This is a genomic window from Candidatus Propionivibrio aalborgensis (assembly GCF_900089945.1).
Taxonomy (GTDB): domain Bacteria; phylum Pseudomonadota; class Gammaproteobacteria; order Burkholderiales; family Rhodocyclaceae; genus Propionivibrio; species Propionivibrio aalborgensis.
Map to the genome: position 1 here is coordinate 1 of NZ_FLQY01000354.1, position 11,777 is coordinate 11,777.

The window sequence follows — 11,777 nt, forward strand, 5'->3', positions numbered from 1 at the left end:
GAAGGCGCCGAGCGTATCGAGGCGGCCCTCGGCAAGAACATGTCCAGGCTTGCCGAGGTCAAGTTGCGCTGGGATCCCGAGAACGTATTTCGCACGAACCGTAATATCAAACCGGCCTGAGATAAGGGAATCTTCGCATTCCCGAATCTCGGCGCATAATGCTCCTGTCTTTCCAAGAGGACTGGTTTGTGATTTTGCGAAATCTCAAGAGTGGATACGCCGCATGAAGGCAGCGGCTCATGTTCGTCAACTGGTTTCCGGTGAATTCGAAGTCCATTCACTCGAAGACCATCTGTTTTCGGTGGCAAACCTTGCCAGACTGTTCGCTGCTCATTTTAGTGCCTGCAAGGAGCGGCCTCCCGACACATGCGCTTGGGCCGAACTGGCTGGTCTCTGGCACGATCTGGGCAAATATCAGCCGGCGTTCCAGAAATACATCGCTTCGGCCAGCGGCATGGAGGCGCACATCGAAGCGCCGGGCCGCGTCAAACACGCCATCGCCGGCGCTATCCATGCCGCCGAAGAGTGCGGACCATACGGCCGTCTGCTGGCCTACCTGATCGCCGGCCACCATGCCGGTTTGCCGGACTGGCATCCAGACGAAGCGAGTGGCGCGGCACTTTCGCAGGAATTGAAAAATGAGCGTGCGACCCTCACGCAAGCGCTGGCCGGCGGTGTTCCTCCGGAAATAATCGCACCAGACATCGTTCTACCCAAGCCGCCGATCCGCAAAGCAGAGGAAGTGCACGGCTGGCTGCGCATGTTGTTCTCCTGCCTGGTGGATGCCGATTTCCTCGACACCGAAGCCTTCATGGACGATGGTCGGAACAGCTTACGTGGCGGTTACGCGGAAATTCCTGTCTTGCGCGCGGCTTACGTGCGGCACATGGCGACTCGCTTCGCCAACGCCGACACGCCGGTTAAGCAACTGCGCGGCGAAATCCTCAATACCTGCATCGAACGCGCTGCCGAAGCGCCTGGTCTGTTCAGCATGACCGTGCCCACCGGCGGCGGAAAAACGCTGGCCTCGCTCGGTTTTGCCCTGCATCACGCCGAACGTTATGGTCAGCGGCGAATCATCTATGTCATACCCTACACCAGCATCATTGAGCAGACGGCCGACGTATTTTGCGGCGTGTTCGACGGCATCGACCCGGCGCCGGTCATCGAGCATCACAGCAATCTCGAAGCGGAAAACGAAACCGCCAAAAGCCGTATTGCCAGTGAGAACTGGGATGCGCCCATCGTCGTCACTACCAACGTCCAGTTCTTTGAATCGCTTTACGCCGCCAGACCATCGCGCTGTCGCAAGTTGCACAACATCGCCAACAGCGTGGTGATTCTGGATGAGGCGCAGCTTTTGCCGCCCGAGCATTTGGCCCCCATCCTCGATACGCTGCGCCAGCTCATCGCGCACTATGGCGTCACCGTCGTGCTGTCCACGGCCACCCAACCGGAATTGCACAAGACGCGCACCGATGCTTCCGGTCGCGTGCAATTGCAAGGGCTGGGCGAGGCACGCGAACTGGCACCCGACCCGGGACGGCTCTACAAGGAACTGCACCGGGTGAACGTGACGCTGCCCACTTCGCCTGAACAGCGGCGCAGTTGGGAGGATATTGCCGGCGAACTTTCCGGATTGGAACGGGTGCTGTGCATCGTCAATCGCCGGGACGATGCCGCGACGCTTTGGGGCTTGCTGCCCGCAGGCACCTTGCACCTCTCGGCGCGAATGTGCGGGGCGCACCGCGCCAAGGTCATTGCCGAAATTCACCGTCGTTTGGCGGTCGGGGAACCAGTGCGCGTAGTCAGTACGCAACTGGTCGAAGCCGGCGTCGATCTTGATTTTCCGGTTGTCTACCGCGCCATGGCCGGCTTGGACTCCATCGCCCAGGCCGCCGGGCGCTGCAACCGCGAAGGAAGGCATCCCGGCAAGGGTCGTGTGGTCGTGTTCAATCCGCCGAAACCGTCACCCAGCGGCCTGTTGCTCAAGGCCGAACAAGCCGCAATTAATGTTCTGGCAGGCTCATCTGGTGAGCCGTTGACGCCCGTAAACTACGCCCGTTACTTCGATCAATTCTATGGTTGCGTGAATGACCATGACAAGGAAGGCGTGCTGAACTTGCTGAACCGGGATGCAGCACGAGGTGAGATTCAGTTCCGCACGGCCGCGCAACGCTTCCGGCTGATCCCGGACGAAGGACAGCGCCAGATCTTCGTCGGCTGGTGTAAGGAGGGAGCCGATCTGATTGAACTGCTAAAGAAGATAGGCCCGAACCGTGAACTGTTGCGCAAGCTGCAACGCTACAGCGTTACGCTCTATGAGTACCAATGGAAAAAACTTCTGGCGAGTGGCGATCTGAAAATACACAATGACTTCATCATTCAAGAGAGCGAAGCGCTTTACCACCCGGTGCTCGGTTTGCTTCCCGAAGTGCCCGACTACACGCCAAAAAGCTTGGTTGTATGAAAGGGATTCCGTTGAAAATCTATTGTCTTGAAGTCACAGGCGACTTCGCCTGTTTCACCCGGCCGGAAATGAAGGTCGAGCGAGTGAGCTACGACACCATCACGCCTTCTGCCGCACGCGCCGTGTTCGAGGCCATCCTGTGGAAGCCGGCAATCCGCTGGCGGGTGACGAAGATCGAAGTGCTCAAATCCATCCGCTGGATTTCGCTGCGCCGCAACGAAGTAGGTGCGGTCGTCTCGGTGAGCAACGTGAAGAGCGCCATGAACAAGGGCAGTGGCGATCTGGCCTTGTATGTCGAAGACGAGCGTCAGCAGCGCGCCGGTTTGTTTCTGCGCGACGTGGCGTACCGTATTCACGCCGGGTTTGAGCTTTGTGACTCCTCTGGGCACAAGTCGAATTTTCCGCATCTGGTCAAGCATCCGATCAACGACGCCGACGAGCAGCGCGCGGCCGACGAAGCCAATACCCTGCCCAAGTTCATGTCAATGTTTGAGCGCCGCGCACGCAAGGGACAGTGCGTCAATCAACCTTATCTGGGTTGCCGTGAGTTCGCCTGTGATTTCCGCCTGGTCGAAGGCGGTAGCGCCGAGTCGCCGCCCATCGCCGAAAGCCGCGATCTTGGCTGGATGCTGCACGATTTGAACTTTGCCAACCCGGTTGACCCCAAACCCCGCTTTTTCCGAGCGGAATTGAAAGGAGGCGTTCTTCTGGTGCCGGACTGGAACGATCCGAAGGTGCGCGGATGATTCTCCAGGCGCTCAACGATTACTACGCCCGCAAGGCCGCCGATCCGCAAACCGATCTGGCACCGGAAGGCTTCGAGCTGAAGGCGCTTCCTTTTGTGCTGGTGCTTGATGAAGCCGGGCAGCTCCTACAACTTACCGACCGGCGCGAGGGCGAAGGGAAGAAGCGGGAAGCCAAGGCGCAACTCGTGCCGCAAGGCGTCAAGAAGACCTCCGGCGTGGCAGCGAATCTGCTGTGGGATAACGCCGAGTACGTTCTTGGTGTTGTCACGCGCGGCAAACCCGAGCGCGTTGCCGAGCAGCAAGCGGCCTTCGCCAAACGCCTTACTGAAGCCTTTGGCGATGCGCCCGACGATGCCGGTCTGCGCGCCATCCTGGCGTTTCTGAAAATCCACAGAACGGCAGCGCTGGAAACGTTGGTCGCCCATCCAGCCTGGCCGGAAATCCTCGAAAGCAACCCGCTATTGAGCTTTCAACTGAACAGCGATACGGCCCTCGTTTGCCAGCGGCCGGCCGTTGTTGCCGCCCTACAGGCGAAAGCGAGTGCCGGTGGCGAGGCCGACGGGATCTGCCTGATTTCCGGCGAGCCGGATACCATTGAGCGTCTGCACCCGTCGATCAAGGGTGTGTGGGGTGCGCAGAGCTCGGGCGCCAATATCGTTTCCTTCAACCTCGACGCCTTCAGTTCATACGGCAAGGCGCAGAGCTTCAATGCCCCAATAGGCAAGCGTGCCGTGTTTACGTATACGACAGCGCTGAACCACTTGCTGACCAAGGGCTCGCGCCAGCGGATTCAGGTCGGCGACGCGTCTACCGTGTTCTGGGCTGAAAAATCCAGCGGTGAGGTTTTCGAATCGGCCTTTCTGGATTTTCTTGATTCTCGTGGCGACGATCCGGACCGGGGAACACAGGCGGTCGCCAGCCTCTACGCCAGCGTCAAGGCGGGCCAGCCTTTTACCGACGATGACGAGCAGCGCTTCCATGTGCTTGGCTTGGCCCCAAACGCCGCACGTATTGCCGTTCGCTTCTGGCATGTGGCCAGCATCCACGAACTGGAAGGCGCATTGCTTCGTCACTTCGAGAGCTTGGCGATTGACCGGCCCGCCTACGAAACAGCCGCTCCACTGTCCCTTTACCGCCTGCTGACCAGCGTCGCGGCCCAAGGCAAGGCCGAGAATATCCTGCCCAACCTGGGTGGCGATGTCATGCGCGCCATCCTCAAGGGTTTGCCTTATCCCGAAACGCTGATGCAGGGTGCGCTACGGCGGATTCGGGCCGAGCGCGAGGTGAACTTTCCCCGCGCCGCCTTGCTCAAGGCCTACCTCATTCGCAACTTCAACGATCAGGAGATTACGGTGTCGCTCAATCTTGAAAATACCTCCCCCGGCTATCGCCTCGGGCGTCTCTTCGCCGCACTGGAGCGCACGCAAGAGCGCGCTCAGGGCAATCTCAACGCGAGTATTCGTGAGCGCTACTACGGCGCCTTTTCTTCTACGCCGGTAACGGTAATGCCAACGCTGATGAAGCTCAAGAATCACCATCTGGCCAAGCTCCCCAATCGGGGCGAGGCGGTGAATCTGGAAAAGCTGTTTGCCGAAATAATCGACGGCTTGCCCGATGTCCCCTCCCGCTTGAGCCTGTACGAACAAGCCCGTTTTGCCGTCGGTTATTACCACCAGCGTCAGTCCTTTTTCAACAAGAGCGATGCTGATAAATCCGATCAATCTGCTATCCAAACCGCTGACTAAGGAATAACCATGAGCCTCAATCACCGCTACGACTTCGTGCTGCTGTTCGACGTAAAGGACGGCAATCCCAACGGCGATCCCGATGCCGGAAACCTGCCGCGTCTAGATGCCGAAACCGGGCATGGGCTGGTTACCGATGTTTGCCTCAAGCGCAAGGTGCGTAATTACGTCGGCATGGCGCATGGAGAACAGCCGCCGTTCGAGATTTACGTGAAAGAAAAAGCCGTCCTCAACAAGCAGCACGAACGTGCGTACGAGGGCATCGGCAAGTCCGAGTTGCTCAAAGGCGATGACAAGAAACGCAAAGGAGGCGATGCCGTCGATGAAGCGAGGCGATGGATGTGCAAAAACTTCTACGACGTGCGCACCTTCGGCGCCGTTATGTCCACCGGCGTTAACTGCGGCCAAGTACGCGGCCCGGTACAGCTAACCTTTGCCCGCTCGATTTCTCCCGTCGTCGCGCTGGAGCACTCGATCACCCGTATGGCTGTCGCCACTGAAGCCGAAGCCGAGAAGCAAGGCGGCGACAATCGCACCATGGGGCGCAAATTCACTGTGCCCTACGGCCTGTATCGCGCCCACGGCTTTGTCTCAGCGCATCTGGCCAATCAGACCGGCTTTTCGGACGAAGACCTGGCACTCCTGTGGGTCTCTCTCGTCAATATGTTCGACCATGATCGTTCGGCGGCGAGGGGCGAAATGTCGACGCGTGGCCTGTACGTCTTCAAACACGAAGGTGCACTGGGCGATGCGCCGGCGCACAGCCTGTTTGACTTGATTGGAGCGAAACAAAATGATCCGGCAGCAACGGCTCGGGCTTTCTCCGACTTTACCGTAAGCGCACCTCCAGCCGGCCCGTTGTCTGGCTTCCCACGCGTAACGCTTGAGCGTATCGTTGGCTAGCTGTGCGGAAACGGCACCACTGCTATCGGGAGAATTGAAATGGAATGGAAAGATCGCATCGTGGCTACGCCGGATACGCTGTTTGGCAAGCCTCGCATCAAGGACACGCGGATTTCAGTCGAGTTGTTGATGGATCGCCTCGCGGATGGCTGGTCGATGGACGATATCGTCGTCGCCTACCCGCATATCACCCGCGATGACATTCAGGCAGCCTTGGCCTTTGTCGCGGAGATTTATCGAGAGGAAAGTTTCGTCGCGGTCGGCAAGGCTGGACATGACCAAACTGCTGCTTGACGAAAATTTTCCTGAGCCGGCGGCGCGTCGTCTGGATGCATCCGGGCTGAACGTGCTGGCGGTTCGCGATGCCTGCCCCGGCTGGGTGGACGAGGAAGTCATGGCGCTTGCAGTCGACGAGCAGCGCTGGATCATCACTTTTGATCGCGATTACGGCGATCTGGTTTTCAAGCAGAGTTTGCCCGCACCGCCCGCCATCGTGTTGCTTCGTGAGTCGCATTATCGCCCGGCTGAGCCGGCTGATTGGGTGTTATCCCTTCTCGCGCAGCCGGATATCTATGTTGGCAGATTCGTTGTCTTTACTCGCGACAAAGTGCGGGTGAGAGCGATGTTGAAGGCAATGTAGTTACTGATGAGTGATGTTGAATCCATTCCCCTCTCGGCGCTCCAGCACTGGTGCTACTGCCCGCGTCAGTGCATGCTGATCCACGCCGAACAGGCTTTTGCCGAGAATGTACACACCCTGCGCGGGCAGGCAGTGCATGCACGCGTCGACGCGCCGGGCGTCGAAACACGGGCGGGTGTGCGAGCGGCTCGCGCCGTGCCGTTGTGGTGCGACCGGCTTGGCTTGATCGGCAAAGCCGATGTTGTCGAGTTTGCTGGCGACGGCACCCTCTATCCAGTGGAGTACAAGCATGGTCGAAAAGGAAAAACCGGCAAAGCCGCGAAGGCAGTACACGATGATTTGCAACTGGCAGCACAAGCCTTGTGCCTGGAGGAAATGACCGGCAAGGAGGTCAATGTTGGCGCCATTTATCACGCCACCTCACACCGCCGCCGCGAAGTGGCGATCAGCGCCGCGCTGCGCGTGCAGGTCGAAGAAACCGTCAGCGCCATCCGGTTGGCGCTGGCCGCCGGCAAACTGCCAACACCGGTCAACGACGAGCGCTGCCGGGAATGCTCGCTGATTGATTTGTGTCAACCTGCGCCGCTCGCTGAGCATGAGCGCCAACGCGTGCTGGCAACTCGACTCTTTAGCCCGGACGACTGAGTATGCAAACCCTGCTGAACACGCTCTACGTCACCACACCGCTTTCCTACCTGCATCTCGACAACGACACTGTGCGCGTCGAGGTCGAGCGCGAAACGCGCTTGCGCGTGCCGCTGCACCACCTCGGCGGTGTCGTTACCTTCGGTAATGTGCTGGTGTCTCCCGCGCTGATGCACAGGCTGGCAGATGAGGGAAAGACTCTCGTCCTCCTCAGCGAACATGGCCGCTTCAAGGCGCGGCTCGAAGGGCCGGTTTCCGGCAATATCCTGCTGCGTCAGGCTCAGCATGCTCGCGCCGCCGACCCGATCTTCGCCTTGGCCGCGTCTCGCGCTTTTGTCGCCGGCAAGATCAAGAACTCAAGGCAAGTGATCTTGCGCGCCGCGCGCGAGGCCAAGGTGGATGATGAAAGTACGCAACTCACACGGCGCGCCGATGACCTTGCCGCCGCCTTGCGTACCTTGCCAGCGGCGGGCGACCTCGATACCGTTCGGGGTATCGAAGGCGAAGCAGCTCGCCAGTATTTTGCCGGACTGAATCTTGTATTGCGCGCCGATTCTCGCGCCGTATTTACCATGGATGGACGCAGCCGAAGGCCACCACGCGACCGAATGAACGCCCTGCTTTCGTTTGCCTATGCCATGCTGATGAATGACTGCCGTTCGGCTCTCGAGGCCGTTGGTCTTGATCCGCAGCTCGGCTTTCTGCATGCCGTTCGCCCCGGTCGCGCCGCCTTGGCGCTCGACCTCATGGAAGAATTCCGGCCGCTTGCCGACCGCCTGGTATTGACTCTGGTCAATCGCGGCCAATTGAACAGCAACGACTTCACAGAGCACGAAGGCGGCGCCGTTACGCTTGCCGAAGAGGGCCGCAAAACGGTCGTCGTCGCCTGGCAGGAAAAGAAGCGCGAGGAACTGGCGCACCCGCTGCTCGAACAATCGGTTGCCATCGGCCTCTTGCCACTGTTGCAAGCTCGCTTTCTCGCACGCACCCTGCGCGGCGATATGGAAAACTACCTCCCATTCATTGGACGGTGAAAACCATGCTGATCATCGTTTGCTACGACGTAAATACTGAAACCCGCGAGGGCCGACGCCGGTTGCGGCGTGTCGCCAAGGTCTGCGAAGGAACCGGCCAGCGCGTGCAGAAATCGGTATTCGAATGCAAGGTCGACCTTATGCAACTCGAAGAACTGGAGCGTCGGTTGCTGGCGGAAATCAACGACGAGCAGGATTGCCTGCGCCTATACCGCCTTGCCGAGTCGCGTGGCTGCGAGGTGCGCGAATACGGTCGTTTTCGTTCACTGGATTTTGATGCGCCTCTTGTCGCCTAGCCGGCACATGCCAATCCGCGAACCCTTAGCTCTCATGAATTGCCGGGAGGATCGCGCCGCTTGCATGCATTTGTTATTGTGTAGAAAATCACTGGTTCAAAGCTGCAAAGCAGCTTGTAACAACCCGTTCAAGCCTACGTTCGCGCAATGCAGGCAAAAAAATCTGCATGCTCAAAGAGTTAAATATGAACGGCTGCGCCCCCCGGCAACGGGGGGCGAGGATTGAAACATGTTTTTCATGCTCCGCATAATCAAAAAAATACGCTGCGCCCCCCGGCAACGGGGGGCGAGGATTGAAACGTATGAATTTGCTGACCGAGCAAGGAAGGCGCAACGCTGCGCCCCCCGGCAACGGGGGGCGAGGATTGAAACACGCGCGCCGCGTCCGCCTGCCGCTCGACATCGGCTGCGCCCCCCGGCAACGGGGGGCGAGGATTGAAACATGATCTCCATCGTGCCGGTGACGATCGTTCCCAGGCTGCGCCCCCCGGCAACGGGGGGCGAGGATTGAAACTGATCTGCGGCGCGAATACGGGCGGCGATGCCGGGCTGCGCCCCCCGGCAACGGGGGGCGAGGATTGAAACACACATCCTACCGCGCCTGGAAACAGTGGGAGGATGCTGCGCCCCCCGGCAACGGGGGGCGAGGATTGAAACGCTTCAAAACTGATCGCGGCAGACGGCGTGCCAGGCTGCGCCCCCCGGCAACGGGGGGCGAGGATTGAAACCTCGCCACCATCGGCTCTTGCACCAGCGCATCGCGCTGCGCCCCCCGGCAACGGGGGGCGAGGATTGAAACCCTCCGGAGATGCTCTTGCCGTCCGGAAGCGTGACGCTGCGCCCCCCGGCAACGGGGGGCGAGGATTGAAACGCTAACTGTGTCGCCAACTTCCGGGCTGGAATCACGCTGCGCCCCCCGGCAACGGGGGGCGAGGATTGAAACGTATGTAAACGGCACGCCCACACCCACGGCCGCGTTGCTGCGCCCCCCGGCAACGGGGGGCGAGGATTGAAACATCTCCGAAACGCGGTAAGTCAGTTCGAGCCGCAAGCTGCGCCCCCCGGCAACGGGGGGCGAGGATTGAAACTCGTCCTGCCCGGAGAAGTACGCCACCGACGTATCGCTGCGCCCCCCGGCAACGGGGGGCGAGGATTGAAACCGGTAGATGGCGGCCACTTCCTCATTGCTGATCAGCTGCGCCCCCCGGCAACGGGGGGCGAGGATTGAAACAACTACGTGATCATGGTGCTGTATTCGATGAACGGCTGCGCCCCCCGGCAACGGGGGGCGAGGATTGAAACAGGTCCGAGAGGACGAACGGAATCGTATTGACGTCAGTTGCGCCCCCCGGCAACGGGGGGCGAGGATTGAAACATCGAGGTCGATGTCGGCTGTGAGCTTGGCCGACCAGGTTGCGCCCCCCGGCAACGGGGGGCGAGGATTGAAACAGTTCGACGGCATCCCCGTTCAGGATGACGGTTGGCTGCGCCCCCCGGCGACGGGGGGCGAGGATTGAAACTCCCAGGAGGACCCGTGATCATCGCGCCGTCATCGTTGCGCCCCCCGGCGACGGGGGGCGAGGATTCACCCGGTTCGCCACGTCAGCACATTGCAATCAAAACGAGGTGGAGTAGCTCGGGGCGGGTTGGAACGACTAACATAGAAGAATCTCACTTAAACGTCGTCAAGGGTGCCGCAAATGCTCAACCTGATACTTGTTAGCCTGGGCGTACTGCTCGCCTTTTCCATCATAGGCGGCATGGTCTATCTCTACGTGCAGGACATCACGCAGGAAAAGCATGCCGTGTTACGGAATTTTCCGCTGGTTGGCCATCTGCGTTACTTCTTTGAGCGCCTCGGCGAGTATTTCCGCCAGTATTTCTTTCTCGGCGATCGTGAAGAAATGCCTTTCGATCGTGCAACGCGCAGTTGGGTGTACCGCATGGCGAAGAATGAGGGCGGCATCATCGGTTTCGGCTCGACCTACCGGATTCATGAAACCGGTGCGCTGATCTTCGCCAATGCGCCTTTCCCGGTACTCGAGGAGGATCAGCGATCGCCGCCGGAACGGGTAATCGGCGAGGGGTATTGCCGGACGCCTTTTGTCGGCAGGTCACTGGTCAACGTCAGTGCCATGAGCTTCGGCGCGATTTCCAAGCCCGCCGTGCGCGCCCTGTCGCGCGGCGCCGCTTCTGCCGGTTGCTGGATGGATACGGGTGAGGGTGGTCTTTCGCCTTACCATCTGGAGGGTGAGTGCGACATCATCTTTCAGCTTGGTACGGCGAAATACGGCGTGCGTGACGCTGACGGCCATCTGTCGGATGAACGTTTACGCGTACTTGCCGAGCACGAGACGGTTCGCGCTTTCGAGATCAAGCTGTCGCAGGGAGCCAAGCCGGGCAAGGGCGGGGTCCTTCCGGGCAACAAAGTGACACACGAGATTGCCCAAATACGCGGCATTGCCGTGGGCCGTGATTCCCTCAGCCCAAACCGCCATCCGGATATCGCCAGCATCGACGATTTGCTCGACAGAATAGAGCATGTTCGCAAGGTGACCGGGAAACCGGTGGGCGTCAAAACCGCCATCGGCGGCAGTCGTTTCATGCATGAACTCACTGCAGCGATTGCGCGCAGGGGATTGCAGGCGGCCCCCGACTTTCTGACCATCGATGGCGGCGAAGGTGGCAGCGGCGCGGCTCCGCAAGCATTGGCTGATCACATGGCGATGTCAATTGACGAAGCGCTACCGATGGTCGTCGACGCGTTGATTGTCGGCGGCCTGAGGGAACGGATCCGGGTGATTGCCTCCGGACAACTGGTGACACCGGCCCGCGTCGCGTGGGCGCTGGCAGCCGGCGCCGATTTCGTGAATACGGCACGCGGTTTCATGTTTGCGCTGGGCTGCATACAATCCTTGCGCTGCCACACCAATACCTGCCCGACTGGTGTCGCGACGCACGACCCGCGACTGCAACGCGGCCTGGTCGTTGCTGACAAGGCTACGCGCGTGGCATCCTATTGCAGGAACATGAACAAGGAGGTCGAGATGATCGCGCACTCCTGCGGTTTGCGCGATGCACGTGATTTGCGCCGCGAGCATGTGCGTATCGTTCAGGCTTCCGGGCAGAGCGTCGCGCTTGACGTACTCTTTCCCTATCCGGCGATGGAAACCTGAATCCTGAATCCGGAACCCTGCCTCGGTCGCGAGCGCCAAAACTTCCATTACAATGCCGGCAAGTCTCAACGCATATTGCTGTGGAACGCAGTGTGCCCTCACTAAGGATTGGCAATGAAAAT

At 60.0% G+C, this 11,777-nt stretch carries 11 protein-coding genes and 1 CRISPR repeat array; all 11 genes read left to right on the plus strand.

Annotation, left to right across the window (positions count from 1 at the left end):
• Positions 1 to 15 precede the first annotated feature (15 nt).
• A complete protein-coding gene (locus PROAA_RS19440; RefSeq protein WP_222102300.1) occupies positions 16 to 120 on the plus strand; it encodes a BBE domain-containing protein in 105 nt (34 codons plus the stop codon).
• 103 nt (positions 121 to 223) lie between these two features.
• Positions 224 to 2,470: a CRISPR-associated helicase Cas3' gene (gene cas3 / locus PROAA_RS14895; RefSeq protein WP_186412094.1), complete on the plus strand. Its 2,247-nt coding sequence runs from the start codon at positions 224 to 226 to the stop codon at positions 2,468 to 2,470.
• Positions 2,471 to 2,481: 11 nt separating this feature from the next.
• A complete protein-coding gene (gene cas5c / locus PROAA_RS14900) occupies positions 2,482 to 3,216 on the plus strand; it encodes a type I-C CRISPR-associated protein Cas5c (RefSeq protein WP_186412095.1) in 735 nt (244 codons plus the stop codon).
• On the plus strand, positions 3,213 to 4,961 hold the full coding sequence (gene cas8c, locus PROAA_RS14905) for a type I-C CRISPR-associated protein Cas8c/Csd1 (protein ID WP_186412096.1): 1,749 nt from the start codon (positions 3,213 to 3,215) through the stop codon (positions 4,959 to 4,961). The genes cas5c and cas8c overlap by 4 nt, the downstream gene beginning before the upstream one ends.
• 9 nt (positions 4,962 to 4,970) lie before the next feature.
• Complete coding sequence (gene cas7c, locus PROAA_RS14910; RefSeq protein WP_186412097.1) at positions 4,971 to 5,864, plus strand: type I-C CRISPR-associated protein Cas7/Csd2; 894 nt, start codon at positions 4,971 to 4,973, stop codon at positions 5,862 to 5,864.
• 39 nt (positions 5,865 to 5,903) lie between these two features.
• On the plus strand, positions 5,904 to 6,158 hold the full coding sequence (locus PROAA_RS14915) for a DUF433 domain-containing protein (RefSeq protein WP_186412098.1): 255 nt from the start codon (positions 5,904 to 5,906) through the stop codon (positions 6,156 to 6,158).
• Positions 6,139 to 6,504: a DUF5615 family PIN-like protein gene (locus PROAA_RS14920; protein ID WP_186412099.1), complete on the plus strand. Its 366-nt coding sequence runs from the start codon at positions 6,139 to 6,141 to the stop codon at positions 6,502 to 6,504. The genes PROAA_RS14915 and PROAA_RS14920 overlap by 20 nt, the downstream gene beginning before the upstream one ends.
• Positions 6,505 to 6,510: 6 nt before the next feature.
• Positions 6,511 to 7,149, plus strand: a complete 639-nt coding sequence (gene cas4 / locus PROAA_RS14925; protein WP_186412100.1) for a CRISPR-associated protein Cas4 — start codon at positions 6,511 to 6,513, stop codon at positions 7,147 to 7,149.
• Between the two features lie 2 nt (positions 7,150 to 7,151).
• Positions 7,152 to 8,183, plus strand: a complete 1,032-nt coding sequence (cas1c, locus tag PROAA_RS14930; protein ID WP_186412101.1) for a type I-C CRISPR-associated endonuclease Cas1c — start codon at positions 7,152 to 7,154, stop codon at positions 8,181 to 8,183.
• Positions 8,184 to 8,188: 5 nt separating this feature from the next.
• Positions 8,189 to 8,479 (plus strand): CRISPR-associated endonuclease Cas2, encoded by a 291-nt coding sequence (cas2, locus tag PROAA_RS14935; protein WP_186412102.1) that lies wholly within the window; start codon positions 8,189 to 8,191, stop codon positions 8,477 to 8,479.
• Between the two features lie 192 nt (positions 8,480 to 8,671).
• Positions 8,672 to 10,070: direct repeats of the CRISPR family, unit length 37 nt; unit sequence GCTGCGCCCCCCGGCAACGGGGGGCGAGGATTGAAAC.
• 109 nt (positions 10,071 to 10,179) lie between these two features.
• On the plus strand, positions 10,180 to 11,655 hold the full coding sequence (locus PROAA_RS14940) for an FMN-binding glutamate synthase family protein (RefSeq protein WP_186412103.1): 1,476 nt from the start codon (positions 10,180 to 10,182) through the stop codon (positions 11,653 to 11,655).
• Positions 11,656 to 11,777: the final 122 nt, after the last annotated feature.